This window comes from Nonomuraea sp. NPDC050478, from assembly GCF_044458265.1.
Classification (GTDB): domain Bacteria; phylum Actinomycetota; class Actinomycetes; order Streptosporangiales; family Streptosporangiaceae; genus Nonomuraea; species Nonomuraea ferruginea.
This window is the reverse complement of sequence record NZ_JBITHT010000006.1, coordinates 33,241-51,071: the sequence shown is the minus strand read 5'-3', so window position 1 is coordinate 51,071 and position 17,831 is coordinate 33,241. Positions and strand designations below refer to the sequence as shown.

Below are 17,831 nucleotides of genomic sequence, written 5' to 3'. Positions count from 1 at the left end.
GTCAGGCGGGGACGCGGATCGCGGCGAGCTGGGTCGCCTGCGCCACCAGGCGGTCCCGCGAGTCCCACACCATGGCCGTCTCGTCCATCCTCCCGCCGCCCACCTCGGTGACCGACAGGCGCACCTTGACCGGGCCGGGGGCGGGCAGGCGCAGCACGTGCGCGGTGAGCTGGATCGTCGGCGCCCAGCCCGGCAGGCCCAGGTCATAGGAGGCCGGGGGTACCGGGTCGAGGGCCAGCAGCAGGCTGAGCGGGTCCCACGCGGCGCCGTCCTTGAGCCGCTGCCAGGTGTCGAGCCGCCCGCGCAGGGACGGCTCGCCGAACACGAAACCCACCTGCTCGGGGTGGAGCCGCAGCTCCAGCACGTCCATGAGCGGCACCGGGAAGGCGTTGCCCGGCACCTCTCTCGGCGCCAGGAAGCAGGACTCCTCCGGGGGCATCTCGACCGCCGGCGCCGACGTCCAGCGCGGATCGGCGTCGTCCAGCAGGCCGAGCGTCACCAGCGCGGCCACCCGCGGCCTGCCCTGCTGCGCGAGCTCGGCCCTGACCTGGGTCACGGTCCTCCCGGCGCGCAGCACCTCGACCAGGGCCTCGGCCGGCCCCGGCTCCGGCGGCTCGGCGAACGACGCGCTCACGGCGGTCACGTGCGGGTGCCCGGGGCCCGCCGCGCTTTCGAGCGCCGCCCTGGCCAGCACCGCCATCAGGTAGCCGCCGTGCAGCTTGTCGCCGACGCTCCACGTCGCGTCCAGCCTGGCCTCGTACGTGCCCTGGCCGGTGGTCTTGACCGCCGTCGCCTCGTCGAATCGCGTCATGTGCTCCCCTTCGCAGAGGATCAGATTGACATCGTTAACCTAACGGCGTCAACCTAGGGAGGTGACGGAGAAACGGGTCCGCGCCCGGCGCGGCGACGGCGCACTGCTGCGCGAGAAGCTCCTGCGCGCGGCCGAGGAACTGCTGGACGAGACCGGCACCGAGGAGGCGCTCACCGTCCGCGCGGTCGCCGCCCGCGCGGGAGTCTCCACGCCCTCGGTCTACCTGCACTTCGCCGACAAGGAGGAACTGCTGGAGGCGGTGTGCCTGCGGGTGTGGGACGAGCTCGGCAGGCTCGTGGCCGAGTGCCGGGACCCCGACCCGTTCCTGCGGCTGGGCCGGTGCGGCCGGGCCTACATCCGTTTCGCGCTGGACCACCCGGTGCAGTACCGGGTGCTGATGATGACCCCATCGGCGGGCGAGGGGGTGCCGCCCGCCGCGCAGGCGTGCTTCGGCTACATGGTCGACGCCGTGCGCGCGTGCGTCGAGGCGGGGGTGATGCGCGGCGAGCCCGAGCGGCTCGCGCTGGCCCTGTGGTCGGCGGCGCACGGCTGCGCCGCGCTGCTCATCGCGCAGCCGTCGTTCCCCTGGCCGGACCGGGACGCGATGATCGACCTGATCGTCCGGATCAGCGGGTTCGGCGCCGCGCTCGGCCCGCGCATGGCGGGCGCCCTGCCGCCCAGCCGGGAGCTCGCCGCCGCGCTGGACGCCTTCGAGGCCCGCCTCGGTGATCAGCTCCCGGAGCGGCCCTGACTCCTGCCGGTCGCCCACTGGTGCAGGGCCTCCCTGGAGCCGGCCATGTCCAGGTTGGCCGCCACCTCGATCAGCCCCAGATGGGTGAAGGCCTGCGGGTAGTTGCCCAGCGCCGTGCCGTCGGGCGCCATCTCCTCCGAGAACAGGCCGAGCGGCCCCGCTTCGGCGCAGAGCCGGGCCGGCCTGCTCGACCCGTCCCGCCGGCCCCAGCGCGGAGACCAGCTCGAAGGAGCAGAGCAGGAACGCGCAGCGGCCCGCCGCCAGCGGTGCGCCGGCGCGCTCTCGTCACCGAGCAGCCCGGCCAGCCGCACGCCCCGGTCCAGGCACACCCACGTCATCACCTTGGAGCCGACGTAGTGGCGGAGCGGGCCGCGGATCTCCCAGACGCCGTGATCCGGCTCCCGCCAGAGCGTGCTCACCGTGTCGACGTACCGGCGCAGCAGGGCCGCGAGCCCGCGTACCCCTCCAGATGGTCGAGGACGACCTCCGCCCCCTCCTGCTCGCCCCTGATGCCCGGCCATGGGACGCAGGCGGCCCGAGCCGCTCACGCACTCGTGCAGCAGGAAGCGCATGTAGCGCACGCCCTCGTCGGCGTGGCCGAGCCGGAACAGGGCGAGCACCGTCAGCGCCGCGTCGCGGTGCCAGGTGTAGCGGTAGTCCCAGTTGCGCTCGCCGCCGATCGTCTCCGGCAGCGAGGTGGTGGGCGCCGCCACCAGCGCCCCCGACTCGTCGTACATCAGCCCGCGCAGCACCAGCGCGCTGCGCCGGACGTGCGCCAGCCCGGTCCCGATGTCGTCGCCCTGGCTCGACCACGTCTCCCACGCGGTACGGGTCGCGCGCAGCAGTTCGCCGGCCCTGCGGACGCCGACGGCACGCCGTGGCGCGTCCGCGTACCCCAGCACGACGGCGAACCCCTCACCGGGCCCCAGCGACGTCTCGATCCCGAGGACGGAGCCGGAGCGGAGCAGCGGCCGGTCGGCGGCGGCCCACAGCCGGGGCTCCTCGTGCACCCACGTCCCGTCGCCGTCCGGCCGCCACCGGGCCGTCTCCCGCGCGTAGCCGGGCCGGGCGTCGATCCCGATCCGGACGTCGGCGGTCCCGCCGGTAGCCCGCACCACGCGGACGAGCAGGTGCCGGGCGGCGAGCGGGCCGGCCGGGTCGCCGTCGCCGGCGACGGCCAGGAAGTCCGTCACCGTCACGGCCGCGTCACCGGTGCGGTGGACGCTCTCCAGCACCAGGGTGTCGCCGAGATAGCGGCGCTCCCGCGCCCGCCACCTCGTTGTCGAGGGCGCCGCCGCGGTCGCGGTCGAGCAGGCGCGCGAACACGCTCTCGCCGTCGAAGGCCGGCACGCAGAACCACTCGACCGCCCAGTCCGGGGCGACCAGCGCGGCGGTGTGGGTGTCCGACAGGAACGCGTATCCGTCGATCGGAGGGAAGCGTGCGCTCAAGCCGGTTCCCGCAGCTGCGGCAGCACCTTCTGGCCGAAGGCGTCGATGAAACCGCGCTGCTCCTGGCCCACGTGGTGCAGGAAGAGCGTGTCGAAGCCGAGGTCGGCGTACTCGGCGAGCCAGCCGGCATGGCGTTCCAGGTCGGCGGAGACCAGCACGGCCCGCCGCACGTCGTCGGGCCTGACGGTGGCGGAGGCCTGCTCGTACTCCTCCGGCGTCGACAGGTTCCAGGGCACGTCGCCGCCGAGCACGCCCGTGCGCCACTGCTCGTGCGCGATCCGCAGCGCGGTCTGCTCGTCCTCGGCCCACGACAGGTGGACCTGCAGGTAGACCGGCTTGCCCGCGCCGCCTCCCTCGCGGAACGCCTCGACGACCCGGCGCAGCTGCGGCACGTCCTGGTTGACGGTGATGAGCCCGTCGGCCCACGAGCCGGCCCACCGGGCGGTCTCGGCGCTGACGGCGGCGCCGATCAGCGGGGGCGGGGTCTCGGGCAGGGTGTAGAGCTGAGCGCGGTCCACCGTGACGAGCCCGCGGTGCGACACGCACTCCCCGGCGAACAGCGCCCGCATGACGTCGACGCACTCCCGCAGCCGCGCCTTGCGCTCAGGCTTGGCCGGCCACCTGTCGCCGGTGATGTGCTCGTTGAGCGCCTGGCCGCTGCCCAGCGCCATCCAGAACCGGCCGGGGAACATCTCGCAGAGCGTGGCGGCCTTCTGCGCGGCCACCGCGGGGTGGTAACGCTGACCGGGCGCGGTGACGACGCCGAACGGCAGGCCGGTGCCGGCCAGCGCGGCTCCCAGCCAGGACCAGGCGTAGCCGGATTGGCCCTGGGCGTGGCTCCAGGGCGCGAAGTGGTCGGAGCACATCGCGGTGGTGAAACCCGCCTCCTCGGCCCGGCGCACTGCCTCCAGCAGGGCGCTCGGCGCGAGCTGTTCGTGCGAGGCGTGGAAACCGAGTCTGGCCATGGGGAGACACTCCTTCTGCGGGTCCGGACGGTCATCCGGGGCGGCACACGCCGCCCCGGTGTTCCGGTTTCCGCTTCCCCGCCGGGGCCCGCTTATGTGGGCGCGACGCGTACGGGGACGTATCCGCGAGAAGGTTGGTCGCCGCGGAGAGGCACGGGTATGCCCGTGAGGCCTCTCCGCCTGCCCGTCAGCCCTCGCCGTAGCGCGGGGGCAGCACCTGGGCCGCGATCTCGTAGATCTTGTCGATCTCCGTGTCGGTGAGCGCGCGCTCCCGCTTGGTGATCCACCGGCGGGCCCGGACGCCCTCGTAGACGTCCACGCCCTTGATCGTCATGATCTTCCAGGGCACCGGCGGGCCGTAGATCGCCAGCGACGGCACCACCGACACCTGGTGGCCGTAGGCCTTGCTGATCAGCTCGGCGGCCCGGGTCGCCTCGCCCCTGGCCTCGACGAGGCGGTCCTTCTTGTCGAAGGGGCCGTGGAAGAGCTTCTTGCCCATCTGCACCCGTACGGGAAGCCGCTTGTCCCACTTCTCCGAGTCGACCGCGTACACGCCCGTCGGCCCGACGACCAGGTGGTCGATCTGCGCTTCGGTGCCGGGGATGGCGCGGGCGTGGAGGGTGCGGTAGCCGCGGCGCTCAAGCTGGCGCAGCTGCGCCTCGGTGCGGCGCTCGGCCACCGAGGAGCGCCGCCAGGCCGGCACCGTCGAGTTGGAACGCGCGCGGTAGATCGCCTCGCCGATGGCGGCGAGCACGCCCGCGGTCACGCCCACCCGCCAGTCCATGACCAGGAGACCTACGGCGACGCCGACGGCGAGGGCCAGCAGCGCGCGGTTGCGCATGCGGCGGAAGCGAGGCTGCTGGAGCAGCTCGCGCATGGAGGCCCGCTCGACCGGCGCATAGGTGGTGGTGGGCGCCGCAGGTTTGGCGGTCTGCTCGTTTTCCGGTCTGTCGCTCACCCAGATCGGGGACGTGTTGTGACCGTCTTCACGCTGAGGGTCGGAGTCCACGTGATTCACCGTAGCCCGGGGTTCTGATGCATTCCTAGTGCTGCCTTGTCCATAGTTTTATGGCCCGGCTCACCGTGTCCTACGCCCGGTTTCCGGGTACTTATTACGTTCCTCTCTAGAGAGGTAGGGAGAGCCCGAGGCGATCCTAGCCCTGCCGGAGGGTGTGGCGATCATGTTGACCGGGTCTTTGGCATCTCCTGTCGAGACTCTCGTACCTGGGTCTGGCCGGACCGGCGGACCGGGATTACGTTCGTGATGTGAACAGCGCGCTGGAGATCCTGCTCTTCCTCATCGGGGTGTCGCTGGGACTGTTCGTGCTGATCAGCCTGCTCGTGCTGATACCGGGGCGCGGTGCCGCGCGCAAGGCGGAGGCCGGGCCGGTGTGGATCGGCGGACCCGGCCGCGGCGACCGCGGCGTGAGCACGTCGGGGCTCGTGCTGGTCGACCGGCCGCCGCAGTGGGCGCCGCCGGGAGAGGCCGACTGGGTCGCGGCGGCGGAGACCGCCGAGCCCGGCATGCGGGTCGGTGGCGCGTCGGCGGGATGGTGATCGGGATGCGAACTCTCTCCGCGGCCCAGGCCGACGACGTCCGGCAGGCCCTGCGGGCCGCGGAGCGGCGCTGCGCCCTGCGCTTCGCGCTCTTCCTCGGCTCGCCAGTCGGCGGCCGGCGCCACTTCGCCGAGCGGCTGCACGCCGCGCTCGACGAGGAGGCGGACGACGCCGTCGTGATCATGGTCGACGTACGGGGCCGCGCCCTGGAGATCGTCACCGGCGAGAACGCCAGGCGCCGGCTCTCCGACGCGTCGTGCCGGCTGACGGCGATGTCCATGGCCACCGCGTTCAGCGCGGGCGACCTGGTGGGCGGCCTGCTGTACGGGATCGGCGCCCTGGCCGAGCAGGCCGGCGCCCGCCGCTAGCCGTCGATCAGCGCGGCGATGTGCTCGCTCACGCCCCTGAGCAGCGTGGACGGCTCGATCGGCGCCGCGGCGACGGCGGCGAAGAACGACGGCAGGCCCGGCAGCGGGAAACCGTCGTCGCGGGCCGCGGCCGCGCCCACCGGGCTCTTGCCGAGCGTGCTCCGGCTGCGCTCCCACGCGTCGAGCACCTCCTCCGGCGACGGCACGCCGAAGCCGTGGCCCACCGGCGCCGCGTGGCGCAGGCGTACCAGCGGGGTCTCCGCGAACGCGAGCGCGACGCGGGCGCGCTCCTGAAGGCCGGCGCGCGGCTCGGGAGCGATCCAATCCATCGCCGTGCAGGGGTTGCGGCAGGTGGCCACGCACACCGCGAGCGCGCCCGCCACCTGGCTGTGCTGCCGGTCGAAGTACGCGCGCCAGCCCTCGGACGGCTCTCCCGCCACCCGCAGCGTCCGGTTGGTGGCCGACTGCTCCGCCTTGGTGTGGTCGCAGTCGCGGTCGCCGATCACGCCGAACCGGCTGCCGGTCGCGCTCAGGCCCTCCGGCCAGCGGGCGGGGTCGCCCGCGTGGCCCAGGTGCGGCTCGAACGCCAGCAGCGGCAGGTATTCGGCGGCGATGTGCACCGCGGCGATCATCGGGCTCAGCTCGCGGCGGTGCCAGCGGATCGCGATGACCTCCAGCAGCAGGCCGTAGGCGGGGCGCAGCGACTCCAGCGCCCCGCGCGGCTGCTCGCGCGGGGTCTGCGGCATGTGGCACGCCCGGGCCTGCCGCCTGAGCGACGAGGGCACCGCCTTGGTGTCGACGGCGAAGTCCTCGGCGTCGAGCGACAGCAACCGCTGCCCGAACTCGCATGCCTCCGCGATCCGGGGGTCGGGCGACAGCGCCCCGAGGTCGGCGAACGCGTAGCGGCGCGCCAGCGCCACGAAAAGATCACGAGTCGTCTCCACCGGATCACCCTACTCAGACCGGACACCGGCGGGTCCCTCGGCGAGGAATCCCCGGGTTAGGGTGGGGCGATGTCTGTCGCGCGGCGCGGGGTCCTGCTGGGCGCGGCGGCGTACGTGCTGTGGGGGCTGTCCGCCCTCTACTGGCCGCTGGTGGAGCCCACCGGGCCGGTGGAGATCCTGGCGCTGCGGGTGCTGTGGTCGCCGGTCGCGATCGGCCTGCTGGTGCTGGCCCTCGGCAGGCGCCGCAAGGTGGCGGCGATCCTGCGCAGGCCCCGCGACGTGGCCCTGCTGAGCGTCGCCAGCGTGCTGACCTCGGTCAACTGGGCGCTGTTCATCTGGGCGACCATGAACGGCCACGTCGTCGACGCCTCGCTCGGCTACTTCATCACCCCTCTGGTCAGCATCGCCTTCGGGGTGGTGCTGTTCAGGGAGCGGCTGCGCCCCGCCCAGTGGGCGGCGATCGGCCTCGCGGCCGTCACCGTGGTGGTGCTCACGATCGAGTACGGGGGGCCGCCGTGGATCGCGCTGGGCCTGGCCGTGACGTTCGGCACCTACGGGCTGATCAAGAAGAGGGTGGCCGTCGGCGCCGTGGAGGGGCTGATGGTGGAGACCGCCGTGCTGTTCCCGTTCGCGCTGGCGTACACGGTGGTGCTGCAGGCGAGCGGGCAGGCGACGTTCGGGCACGTGTCGGCCGCCAACACGCTGCTGGGCGTCGGGTCGGGGTTCGTGATGATCGTGCCGATGCTGCTGTTCAGCGCCGCGGCCACCAAGATCCCGCTGAGCGTGACCGGCATGCTGCAGTACATCGAGCCGATCGTGCAGTTCCTCGTCGGGCTGCTGGTCTTCCGTGAGCCGATGCCGGCGACCCGGTGGCTCGCGTTCGCGGTGCTGTGGGCGGCGCTCGCGCTGCTGGCGGCCGACGGCCTCAGGCGACGGGCTCGGGAGAGCGCGGATCGTCGAGCTCCACCGCGATCCGCTCGATCATCTCGAACTGCCGCATCAGCCGTTCGAGATCAGGAGGAGACACGGTGAACGTGTCGTACACCGCCTCGCCCCCGGCCGTGTAGCTCAGCTCGTGGCCGCAGGCGTCGTCCCACAGGCCGCTGATCACCCGCAACGCCGGCGACAGCCGGTCGGCGTGGATGCGCCGCACCTTCACGCCCGCCTCGGCCTGCTCGCGGGCCAGCGCGTCGAGGGCGTCGCTCCACTCGCGGTAGATGAACACCCGCCTGATCACCACGCCCCTGGCCAGCGCGTCGGCCTGCGCCCGCCAGTATTCGCGGCCGACCGGCTCCAGCCACCACTCCAGGTCGACGGAGGGCACGCTGGTGACGCAGATCTGCCGCTTCGCCTGCCGGATGAGCCGCAGGAACACCCCGTTGTCGCCATAAGGGGCGCGGAAGTGGCCGCGCTCCAGGTCGGCGAGCGTGCGCAGGCACTCCTCGAAGGCGTCGCGGCAGGCGTCGTCGGCGGGCGTGCCCTTGTACTGGCGCTCGACGTGCTTGGCGGCGCGCAGCATCGGCTCCATGAGGTCGGGCAGCCAGGGGATCTTCTCGATCGTGGACACCATGGCGCCGACCCGGGTCTCGTGGTCGACCCGGCGGCGCTCCCGCAGCAGCGTCTGGACCTGGAGGGTGATGACGCCGCCGAGGAGGCCGGCCACGGTGCCGAGGGCCTGCGCGGTGTCCTCACGCACGTAGAAGATCACGGCCAGCAGGACCGAGAGGACCGTGCCGATGATCAGGACCGGATCGACGATGACCGACTTCTGCTTGGCGGGCCTCTTCACCAAGGGCTCCAGGGGGTGAGCGACGGTGGTCAGACGCGACGATAGCCGATCTTGACCGCTGTCACCCGGACCGTCAAGGACAGGGTGTCGTGATGCACTGGATGTCGCCGGTCGGCTTGGCCGTGGGCTCCTGGGTCGGCTCGTGCGGGTCCGGCTCGGACGGCTCGTCGGTCGGCTCGCCGGTGGGGTCGGGCTCCGGCTCGGTGGTCGGGTCGGGGGAGGGGGTCGTCGGCGGGTCCGTCGGGGAGGGGGACACCGTGGGGGTGCCGGTCGGGCTGGGCCTGCCGGTGACGGCCGGCGGCGGGACCCGCGTCGGCCTGCCGTCGGACGCCTGGTTGCCCGCCTCGGTCGGCCGCCCGGTCGCCGTCGCCGAGGTGTGCGGCTCGGACGAGCTCGCGGGCGGGAGGACGGGGTTCTGCTGGGCGGTCTCGGCCGGGCGCATCCACACCATGGCCGCGACGCCCGCGGTGACCAGCATCGCGAGCACCGTCGCGAGCATGGCGGACATCGCGCGCCTGCGCCGCGGCGCGGGGGCGGCGCCCGGCGAGGTCATGGCCGTGCGGGCGGCCCGCGCCATGTCCTCGGCGGAGGCGTAGCGCCGGTCGGGCGCCTTCTCCAGCGCCCTGGCCACCACCTCGCGCGGCCCGCGCGGCACCTCGGGCGGCAGCGGCGGGACGGGCGCGTGCAGGTGCTTGTAGATGATCTGGACCGGGGTGTCGCCCTCGTAGGGCAGGCGGCCGGTCAGGCACTCGTAGGCCACCACGCCGAGCGCGTAGACGTCGACCGCCGGGGTGATCTCGCTGGAGGTCGCCATCTCGGGCGCGCAGTAGCCGGCCGAGCAGAGCATCGACCCGGTGGCGGTGAGCTGGGCGGCCGACGCCGAGTGGGCGATGCCGAAGTCGGTCAGCGCCACCGAGCCGCCGGCCCGCACGACGAGGTTGGCGGGCTTGACGTCGCGGTGCACGATGCCCTGCGCGTGGGCCGCGGCCAGCGCGTCGGCCACCTCGGCGACCAGCCGCATGGTGGCCACCGGGTCGAGCGCGGCCCGGCGCAGGTGCTTGTCGAGCGACTCGCCCTCGACGAACTCCATCACCAGGAACGTCACCTGGCGGCCGCCGACCTCGCAGCTCCCGTAGTCGTAGACGTCGACCACGCCCGGATGGCGCAGCGTGGCCATGGCCCTGGCTTCGTTCTGGAACCGCTGGAGGAAGGCGGCGTCCTCGCTCAGCGCGGGCATGAGCACCTTGACGGCGACCGTGCGGCCGAGCACCGTGTCGGTGGCACGCCACACCTCGCCCATGCCGCCACCGCCGACCCGCTCGGTCAGCAGGTAGCGGTCGTTCAGCGTGGTTCCGGCACCCAGCACGTCATCCACGCTAACACCGGCTCGGAGGTGCCCGCGCTCGGAACGATCCGGTCGTCACACCACCGTTTCCCGAGGCAGGAGCGGTCCTGCCACGGGTCGTCGGCTCAGGTCGTGAAAACGGGGGACAGACCGGGCCAGTGCGCCGCCGTGCAGACCACCGGGGGGCGGTCGAGCGGGGCGGGCAGCACGACCTCGCGGCCGCCGCGCAGCGGGCGGCCGGTCCAGACGTCCACCCAGTCGCCCCCGGGCAGGTAGACCGGCATCTCCGAGACATCGGGATCGGTCACCGGGGCGACCAGCAGCGCGTCGCCCAGCTTGAACTGCAGCGGATACCGCCAGACGGCCGGGTCGTCCGGGTGGTCGAAGAACAGCCCGCGCATCAGCGGCGGCCCGTCCAGCGCCCGCCCGGCCTGCTCGGCCAGGTAGGGCACCAGCCGTTCGCGCAGCTCGGCGAGCCGCCTGAAGACCGGGACCACCCGCTCGTCGCCGGTCCGCTCCGCGACGTTCCACGGCGTGCGGTCCCGGAGCGGCTCGCGGTGGTGGTTGAACTCGGAGTGGTACTGCATGATCGGCATGAACGCGGCCGCGCCCGCCGCCCGCAGATACAGCTCCGCGCCCGGCACGTCACCGGAGAACCCGGCCAGATCCCAGCCCCAGTACACGACCCCGCAGGCCGAGGCGGTGATCCCGGCCCTGATCGAGGCCCGGAACGCCTCCCAGGTCGAGTCCTCGTCCCCCGCCCAGTAGGCGCCGTGCGGCTGCGAACCCGCGAACCCGGCCCGGCTGAACGTCACCGGCGCCTTCCCGTGCCGCCGCAGCAGGTCACCGAACGCGCGCGCGTAGTGGACGGGGAACAGGTTGTTGCCGTCCGCGCCCCGGCGGCCGTCGGCGTAGCGCAGGTCGTGGCCCCACGCGTGCTCGCCGCCGTCGGTCTTGAACCCGTCGACGCCGACCTCCGCCACCAGGTAGGCGCGCTTGGCCGTCCACCAGTCGCGCACCTCACGCGACGACAGGTCCGGCATCAGCGCCAGCGGGAACCACCAGCCCCGGTTCCGGTACGGCCGGCCGTCGGCCTCCTTGACCCCGTAGCCGCGCTCCACGAGTTGACGGGCGTCCACGGCGGCCTGGTGCCTCGGGTGCGGGCGCGTCTTCTGCAGCGGGATCTGCCAGAGCAGCACCTTGATCCCGCGCTGGTGCAGCTCGTCCACCATGCCCTTGGGGTCCGGCCACGGGCCGTCCGCCGGGAAGGTGTAGTCGGCCAGCCGGTGCGGCTCCTCGGACGGTTCGTACTCCGCGCCTCGGAAGGCGGTGAACGTGGTCTCGTCGCTCCACGCCTCGATCACCACCGCGCCGACCGGGACGCCGTGCTCGCGGTGCCGGTCCATCTCGGCCATCACCCTGGCCTGGGTGTTCCACTCGTTGCCGCTGGCCCACAGCCTGAACACCCACGCGGGCAGCTCCTCAGCCCTCCCCACGTCGTCCAGGAACCGCCGCAGCACGCCGGCCGGCGTCCCCTCGTCGTACAGGTCGACCGCCACCTCGCCGTCCGGCCCCACCTCGGCCTCGACCGCGATCCGGTCGCTCTCGGACGCGCCGACGTCGTACCAGGTCCTGCGCGAGGTGTCGATCCGGAACCCCCAGGTGGCCCCGGTGTCCACCACCAGGGCGAACGGCATCGGCAGATACGTCCTGCCGTGCGCGCCCTGGCTCTTGTACTGCTCGAACACGACCGCGTCGAGCGTGCGCCCGCGCTGGTCCACCGCGTCGAACCGCTCCCCGAACCCGACCACGTGCGCCTCCCGGCCGAGCTCCAGCGCGAACCTGACCCGCAGCGGGCCGTCCCCATCGGCCAGCCACCGCACGCTCCCCGGCACCACCCGGTCCCGTCCGCGCACGACCAGCTTCCCGCCGCCGCCGGACCACCGCGCCGCCGTCACGTGGAACCACCTGCCGGTACGGATCCCGCCCCGCCCGTCGGCGGCCCGGAACCGGTAGGAGTACCGGCGGCCCGCTTCGAGCACGGGAGTCCTGACGGCCCACGCACCGGCGGCGGCCCTCGTCGCCCGCGCCTGCGCCGCCGCCAGATGCCCGCCGTCCCCGCCGGACGCCTCCGCCCCGGGGGACCCGGCTCGGGTGAGCGGGAGCTCCACGGGCGGGCCGCCGTCCGTCACCCACTCGCACACCACCGACGTCACCCCGGGCGCCGCCCGGACGCGCAGCTCCACCGGCTCGCCGTCCAGGGGCCGCGCCGGGACGCGCTGGTCCTCGGTCTCCGCGTACGGGTGCCCGGACCCGAAGGGGTGGTGCCGGATCATGCCCCCACCTCCAGCTCGTCCGCGAGGATCAGGTACATGCCGTGCGACCAGAGCAGCGGCGTCGCCACCGGCCCCCAGCGGTCCAGCCACTCCTGCCGCCGTCCGGGATCGAGCAGCAGGTCGGACACCTGCTCCGGCAGGTCGCCCGCGGGGGTGGCCTGCGCCTCCATCCACCGCAGATACCGCCGCGCCTCCCCGGGCCGCCCGGCCCGCGCGTGGTTCCAGCCGAGGAACCCGGCCAGCAGCACCCACCGGCCGCCGCCGTAGAAGGTGTCGTCCAGGTAGCGGTACACCCCGCCGTCCCTGGCGAGCCGCCGCTCCACCTCGGCCACGGTGCCCGCGCCCACCGGGTCGTCGGCCCCGTACAGCCCGAACGGCGTCACGCACGCCAGCAGACTGGCGTCCACGGCGTCCGTGCCGAGCCACTTGGTGAGATGCGGGCGACCGTCCACCGGCCGGGTGACGCCTTCGGCGGCGACCAGGGCGGCGATGCCCGCCACCGCACCCTCGGCCGCCTCCGTCTCCGGCCGGCTCAGCACGCCCAGGCCGATCGCCGCGCGCAGGCCCGCGTGCACCGAGCCCAGGGTGGCGACGTGCCGCCGGTCGAGGTGCTCCTCCCACCAGTCGTAACAGGGCAGGTGCCAGAACGCCGTCAGGTAGCGGGCCGCCGCCCGCACCCCCTTGTCGGTCCCCGCCACCGTCCGCCCGTGCCTGCGCGCGTGCTCCAGCAGCGCCCACAGCCACGTCCCGTACCCGTCGAGCTGGAAGTCCCACCACTCCTCGGTCCCGTCAGCCCCCTCCAGCGTGAACCGGGTCGGCAGCATCTCCGCCGGCGAGACGGTCTCACCCCGGGCGGCGCGGGAGACCAGGGCGTCCACCTGCCCGGCCCGGTCGCCCACCACGCGGGCGCACCACGCGTGGAAGGCGTCCGCGCCGGACGCGTCCCCGTGCCTGCTCACCCCTTCGGCGATGAACGCGCCGTCGCGCAGCCAGGAGTAGCCCCGGTAGGCGGAGAAGGTGGGCGAGGCCGGGTAGGCCCCGGTGGGAGCCTGCAGCCGGCGGATGAGGTCGAGGCTGTGCGACACGAGCGTCACGGGATCTGTCTCCTGGATGTTGAGTGGTTCAGCCGAGCAGGGCGTCGACCTCGGCGGCGGCCGCCTTGAGCGCGTCCGCCACGGACTTGCGGCCGGACGCGGCCTCGGTCAGCTCCTTGGTCACCGCGTCCTGCATCTCCTGCTGGCGCTCGATGACCGGCGGCAGCGCGATCGACTCCAGCGAGTCGAACACCGCCTGCCGGTTGGCCGGCACCGGGTCCTGCAGGTAGCCGGACAGGAGCTGCTGGTCGGACACCGGCGGGAGCTCCCACGAGCTCTTGATACGGGTCCGCGCCGCGACGTCGGACGACGACAGGAACCTTGCCCAGGCGTACGCCTCCTTGCCCGCCTTGGCGCCGGCCGAGACCGCGACCGCGTTGTGGAAGACGGCGCTGGCCTTGGCCTTGTCACCGGGTTCGACGACCACGTCCCACTGGAACGGCGCGTCCTTCATGCCCGCGAACTGCCAGATGCCGTTGTGCCACATGGCGAGCTTGCCGGACTTGAACAGGTTCGTGTCGTAGTCGGCGGTGCCGCCGATCTCGGCCTCGGTCGGCATGACCTCGCCCACCTTGGACACCAGCCACTCGGCCGCCCGCGCGCCCTCGGGGCTGTCGAACGCTGCCTTCTTGCCGTCCGCCGACAGGAACTCGCCGCCCGCCTGCTTGAGCGTCTTGTAGAACTCGAAGAACTGCACCGGCTGGAAGTCGCCGAACACGCCCTTCTTCCGGTCCGTCAGCTTGGCCGCGGCCGCCTTCTCGTCGGCCCACGTCCAGTCGCTCGTGGGCGGTTCGACCCCGGCGGCCTCGAACAGGTCCTTGTTGTAGAAGAGCACCACGGTCGAGAACGAGGCCGGCAGCGCGTACTGCTTGCCGTCGCGCTGGAAGGCGGCGAGCGACTCCCCGGCGTACACCGAGGTGTCGCCGTCGCCCGCGACCGTGCCGAGATCGAGCAGCGACCCGGCGCTCGCGTACGTGACGAAGTTCTCGTAGTTCAGCTCGAAGGTGTCGGGCGCGGTGCCGCCCGCGATGCTGGTCTGCAGCTTGGTGAAGTACTCGTCGAACGGCGCGGTCTCCACCACCACGTCGACCTTCGGGTTCTCCTTCTCGAACGCGGCCACGATGGCGTCCAGGTCCTTCACGTGGTCCGGCGCCGCCGAGAACGTGAAGTACCGCAGCGTCGTCCTGCCGTCCCCGGCGGCGGGGGCCCGGGTGGCCGAGCCCTGGGAGCAGGCGGAGGCGAGCAGCGCGGTCGCGAGGAGGGCGGCGACCTTGGTTCTACTGAGCATGGGGGGATTCCTTTACTTGAGCCCGCTTTGCGCGACGCTGGCGATCACGTGTTTCTGTGCGAAGACGTAGAGGATGAGGATCGGGACGACGCTGATCACCGAGCCCGCCATGACGACGTCCCACTCGGTGGTGAACTGGCCGTGCAGCGTGGCCAGGCCCAGCGGGAGCGTCATGAACTCGGGGGAGCGGATGATGATCAGCGGCCACAGGTAGCTGTTCCAGCTGGCCATGAAGCCGAAGATGGCGAAGGTCGCGAGGGCCGGCCTGATCAGCGGGAGCACCACGTACAGAAAAATCCTGAAATGTCCGGCGCCGTCGAGGACGGCGGCCTCGTCGAACTCCTTCGGCACCTGATTGATCGCCTGCCGCAGCAGGAACACCCCGAAAGCCGAGGCGATCGTCGGCGCCAGCAGCGCGAAGTAGGTGTCGACCAGGTTGAACATCCGCATCTCGATGAAGAGCGGCACCACCAGCACGGGCAGCGGCATCATCAGCGTCGCGAGATAGACGGCGAACAGCGCGCCCCGGCCGGGGAACGGCAGCCGCGCGAACGCGTAGGCGGCCATCGCGCTGGTGACCAGCTGCATCGTCGTGGACGCGGCGCCGATCCACGCGCTGTTGGCCACGATCCGCCAGAACGGCAGCGTCTCCAGCAGCTTCCCGTACGCGTCCAGGCTCGCCCCTTCGGGGGTGAGGTCGGGCGGCACGGCCAGCACGGCGTCGCCGGGCGTGAGCGAGGTGATCACCGCCCACGCGAACGGGAACAGCATCACCACCGCGCCCAGCCCGACCACCAGGTGACGCAGCGCCTTACCCATAGGTCACCCACCGCCTCTGGCCGCGGATCTGCACGATCGTCACCAGCAGGACGAGCGCGAACAGCAGCCACGACAGCGCCGAGGCCGCCCCCGCGCGCCCGTACCGGAACGTCAGGTCGTAGATCTGCGACACCACCACCTGCGTCGCCCCGCCGGGCCCGCCGCCGGTCATGATCTGCACCTGGTCGAACACCTGGAAGCCGTTGATCAGCGAGATCACCACGACGAAGAACGTCGAGGGCGACAGCAGCGGCAGCGTGATGTGCCGGAACCGGCGCACCGCCCCCGCCCCGTCGACCATGGCGGCCTCCTGGTACTCGCGGGGGATCGCCTGCAGGCCCGCCAGCAGGATGATCATCACGAAGCCCAGGTCCTTCCAGGCCGAGGCGAGGATGATCGACGGCATCGCCCAGTCCGGGTCGGTCCACCAGCCGGGCCCGCTGACCCCGATCAGCCCGAGCACCCAGTTGACGATGCCGGAGGCCGGGTTGAGCAGCCACTTCCACATCAGCGCGACCACGACCCAGCTCGTGATCACCGGCAGGAAGTAGACGCCGCGCAGCAGGCTCCTGGCGGGCATGGCCCTGTTGAGCAGCAGCGCCAGGCCGAGACCGCCCGCGTAGACGAGCGGCAGGTAGCCCGCGATGAAGTACAGCGTGTGGCCGAACGCCGCCCTCGTCCCCGGGTCGCCCAGCAGCTCGGCGTAGTTGTCCAGGCCGACCCAGCGCATCTCGGTGATCAGGTCCCACTCGTGCAGGCTCGTCCACAGCGACGCGACCATCGGCACCAGCGTGTAGAGCGTCAGCGGGACCAGGCTGGGCAGCAGGAACACGGCCACGGTCGCGGCGTACCGCCACCGCCGCCGCGCCTTCGCCTCACCACCTGGGGCGGGAGCCGTGCGGGGAGCGGCCGGCGCCGGAGGAGCCTGGGGGGTCAAGGGGTCGTCCCGATCAGGCGGGCGCGGACCAGGCGGCCCTGCTCACCGGCCGCCCCCGCCGCGTCGAACGGGGTCGCCAGCACCAGCGCCGCCGCCCCCTGCGCCCAGCTCGTCTCGTCCCAGCTCTCGACCTCGACCGAGATGTCCCGCCGCCCCGGGTAGAGCTGGGCCCGCAGCGCCCGGTCGAACCCCACCTGCCAGAACGGCCAGTCGGCGGTGCCCTCGCCGAGCACCACCACGACCTCCGGATCCACCACGTTGACCAGCCCGGCGGTGGCCCGTCCCAGGATCTCCCCGGCCTCGGCGAACACCTCGCACGCCACCGGGTCACCGCCCACGGCCGCCCGGCCCAGCGCGGCCACGGCCCCCAGCGGATCCGCCACGCCGTCCGGGGCCGGCGCGTCACCTGACCGTGAGCGGGCCGCCGCCAGCAGCCCCGCGGACCCCACGAACGCCTCCAGGCACCCGCGGGCCCCGCACCCGCACGCCGGCCCCCGCGGGTCCACGCACAGGTGGCCGAACTCGCCCGCGCCGCCGCGCGCCCCCCGGTACACCCGCCCGTCGGCCACGATCGCCGCGCCGACCCCGCGCCCGATGGTCAGGACGAGGAAGTCCCGGTGCGTACGCCCCCTGCCGTACAGCCGCTGGGCCGCCGCCAGCGCGTTCACGTCGTTCTCCACCAGCACCGGCAGGTTGAGCCGCCGCCGCAGCCGCTCCCCGACGGGCATGGCCTGCCATCCCAGCGTGGGCGCGTTGACCGTGCCCACGCCCTGGTCGTCCACCCCGCCGGGCACCCCGACGCCCACCCCCAGCAGCGGCGGCCCGTCGGTGATCGCCGACAGCACCGACTCGATGGCGTCCGCCAGGTCGCCGGGCGCGTCGGCCGCGCCGGGGTCGAACGGCCGCACCCACGACCCGAGCACCTCGCCGTCCAGCCGCACGTCCACGAGCACGAGGTGGTCGGCGGTCACCTTCACGCCCAGCGCGTGCCCGGCGCCGCCGACGAGCCCCAGCCGCTGGGCGGGCCGTCCGCCGCGCGACGGCTTGAGGTCGAGCTCCTCGACCATGCCGTGCCCCATCAGCTCGCGCGTCAGCTGCGTGACGGTCGCCGGGCTGACGTCCAGCTCGCGGGCGATCTCGCTGCGGCTGAGCGGCCCCACGGTGCCGAGCAGGGCGAGGATCGCCGTACGGGTGAGATCTCCGCGGTCGCTACCGGCCATGAGCTCACTTTCTTCAGCAATAAAGTTAGTGCTGAAAATATGAGCCCCGCGCAACACCCCTGTCAACCCCCGGAAACACGAAAGCCCCTCTCCCATCAGGGAGAGGGGCGGGACATGTGAGTAGCGATCGGCCTAGCCCTCTCCCAGCAGGGAAGGGG

At 73.1% G+C, this 17,831-nt stretch carries 18 protein-coding genes; 4 read left to right on the top strand and 14 right to left on the bottom strand.

Features of this window, described 5'->3' with window-relative positions:
* Window position 1: 1 nt before the first annotated feature.
* Entirely contained in the window at window positions 2-811 is an 810-nt protein-coding gene (locus ACIBF7_RS29255) for a thioesterase family protein (protein WP_397198621.1), read from the bottom strand.
* 61 nt (window positions 812-872) lie between these two features.
* Here ACIBF7_RS29255 and ACIBF7_RS29250 point away from each other — a divergent pair, with 61 nt between their 5' ends.
* Complete coding sequence (locus tag ACIBF7_RS29250; protein ID WP_397198620.1) at window positions 873-1,562, top strand: TetR/AcrR family transcriptional regulator; 690 nt, start codon at window positions 873-875, stop codon at window positions 1,560-1,562.
* Here ACIBF7_RS29250 and ACIBF7_RS29245 read toward each other — a convergent pair.
* From ACIBF7_RS29245 to ACIBF7_RS29230, 4 genes are all read right to left on the bottom strand, one after another.
* Window positions 1,541-2,797 (bottom strand): glycoside hydrolase family 15 protein, encoded by a 1,257-nt coding sequence (locus ACIBF7_RS29245; RefSeq protein ID WP_397198619.1) that lies wholly within the window; start codon window positions 2,795-2,797, stop codon window positions 1,541-1,543. The two genes, ACIBF7_RS29250 and ACIBF7_RS29245, sit on opposite strands and share 22 nt — an antisense overlap.
* Window positions 2,769-3,011, bottom strand: coding sequence for a trehalase-like domain-containing protein (locus tag ACIBF7_RS29240; RefSeq protein WP_397198618.1), 243 nt, complete (start codon window positions 3,009-3,011; stop codon window positions 2,769-2,771). Before ACIBF7_RS29240 ends, ACIBF7_RS29245 begins: the two co-directional genes overlap by 29 nt.
* On the bottom strand, window positions 3,008-3,976 hold the full coding sequence (locus tag ACIBF7_RS29235) for a TIGR03885 family FMN-dependent LLM class oxidoreductase (protein ID WP_397198617.1): 969 nt from the start codon (window positions 3,974-3,976) through the stop codon (window positions 3,008-3,010). The genes ACIBF7_RS29240 and ACIBF7_RS29235 overlap by 4 nt, the downstream gene beginning before the upstream one ends.
* A 187-nt stretch (window positions 3,977-4,163) precedes the next feature.
* Entirely contained in the window at window positions 4,164-4,985 is an 822-nt protein-coding gene (locus ACIBF7_RS29230; RefSeq protein ID WP_148029924.1) for a nuclease-related domain-containing protein, read from the bottom strand.
* Window positions 4,986-5,242: 257 nt separating this feature from the next.
* Between ACIBF7_RS29230 and ACIBF7_RS29225 the strand changes: the two genes are divergently transcribed.
* Together ACIBF7_RS29225 and ACIBF7_RS29220 are read left to right on the top strand one after the other, a co-directional pair.
* The gene (locus ACIBF7_RS29225; protein ID WP_219547040.1) at window positions 5,243-5,533 is read left to right on the top strand and encodes a hypothetical protein; all 291 of its coding nucleotides are present in this window, start codon (window positions 5,243-5,245) and stop codon (window positions 5,531-5,533) included.
* Window positions 5,534-5,538: 5 nt separating this feature from the next.
* Window positions 5,539-5,901: a DUF5130 family protein gene (locus ACIBF7_RS29220; protein WP_187281009.1), complete on the top strand. Its 363-nt coding sequence runs from the start codon at window positions 5,539-5,541 to the stop codon at window positions 5,899-5,901.
* Here ACIBF7_RS29220 and ACIBF7_RS29215 read toward each other — a convergent pair.
* A complete protein-coding gene (locus tag ACIBF7_RS29215; protein ID WP_148029927.1) occupies window positions 5,898-6,845 on the bottom strand; it encodes a hypothetical protein in 948 nt (315 codons plus the stop codon). The two genes, ACIBF7_RS29220 and ACIBF7_RS29215, sit on opposite strands and share 4 nt — an antisense overlap.
* 69 nt (window positions 6,846-6,914) lie before the next feature.
* On the opposite strand from ACIBF7_RS29215, the gene rarD reads away from it, so the two are divergent.
* Window positions 6,915-7,877: an EamA family transporter RarD gene (gene rarD / locus ACIBF7_RS29210; protein WP_148029928.1), complete on the top strand. Its 963-nt coding sequence runs from the start codon at window positions 6,915-6,917 to the stop codon at window positions 7,875-7,877.
* Here rarD and ACIBF7_RS29205 read toward each other — a convergent pair.
* The 8 genes from ACIBF7_RS29205 to ACIBF7_RS29170 all read right to left on the bottom strand — a co-directional run bounded on the left by ACIBF7_RS29205 (window position 7,771) and on the right by ACIBF7_RS29170 (window position 17,673).
* Window positions 7,771-8,634, bottom strand: coding sequence for a hypothetical protein (locus ACIBF7_RS29205; RefSeq protein WP_364237206.1), 864 nt, complete (start codon window positions 8,632-8,634; stop codon window positions 7,771-7,773). The genes rarD and ACIBF7_RS29205 overlap by 107 nt on opposite strands.
* A 73-nt stretch (window positions 8,635-8,707) precedes the next feature.
* Window positions 8,708-10,000 (bottom strand): protein kinase, encoded by a 1,293-nt coding sequence (locus ACIBF7_RS29200; protein WP_364237203.1) that lies wholly within the window; start codon window positions 9,998-10,000, stop codon window positions 8,708-8,710.
* 104 nt (window positions 10,001-10,104) lie between these two features.
* Window positions 10,105-12,315, bottom strand: a complete 2,211-nt coding sequence (locus tag ACIBF7_RS29195) for a TIM-barrel domain-containing protein (RefSeq protein WP_397198616.1) — start codon at window positions 12,313-12,315, stop codon at window positions 10,105-10,107.
* Complete coding sequence (locus ACIBF7_RS29190; protein ID WP_397198615.1) at window positions 12,312-13,409, bottom strand: glycoside hydrolase family 15 protein; 1,098 nt, start codon at window positions 13,407-13,409, stop codon at window positions 12,312-12,314. The genes ACIBF7_RS29195 and ACIBF7_RS29190 overlap by 4 nt, the downstream gene beginning before the upstream one ends.
* Before the next feature lie 28 nt (window positions 13,410-13,437).
* A complete protein-coding gene (locus tag ACIBF7_RS29185) occupies window positions 13,438-14,697 on the bottom strand; it encodes an ABC transporter substrate-binding protein (RefSeq protein WP_397198614.1) in 1,260 nt (419 codons plus the stop codon).
* A gap of 12 nt (window positions 14,698-14,709) precedes the next feature.
* Window positions 14,710-15,516, bottom strand: coding sequence for a carbohydrate ABC transporter permease (locus ACIBF7_RS29180; RefSeq protein WP_148029934.1), 807 nt, complete (start codon window positions 15,514-15,516; stop codon window positions 14,710-14,712).
* The gene (locus ACIBF7_RS29175) at window positions 15,509-16,354 is read right to left on the bottom strand and encodes a carbohydrate ABC transporter permease (RefSeq protein ID WP_397198613.1); all 846 of its coding nucleotides are present in this window, start codon (window positions 16,352-16,354) and stop codon (window positions 15,509-15,511) included. Before ACIBF7_RS29175 ends, ACIBF7_RS29180 begins: the two co-directional genes overlap by 8 nt.
* 95 nt (window positions 16,355-16,449) lie before the next feature.
* Window positions 16,450-17,673 (bottom strand): ROK family protein, encoded by a 1,224-nt coding sequence (locus ACIBF7_RS29170; RefSeq protein WP_397198612.1) that lies wholly within the window; start codon window positions 17,671-17,673, stop codon window positions 16,450-16,452.
* Window positions 17,674-17,831 lie beyond the last annotated feature (158 nt).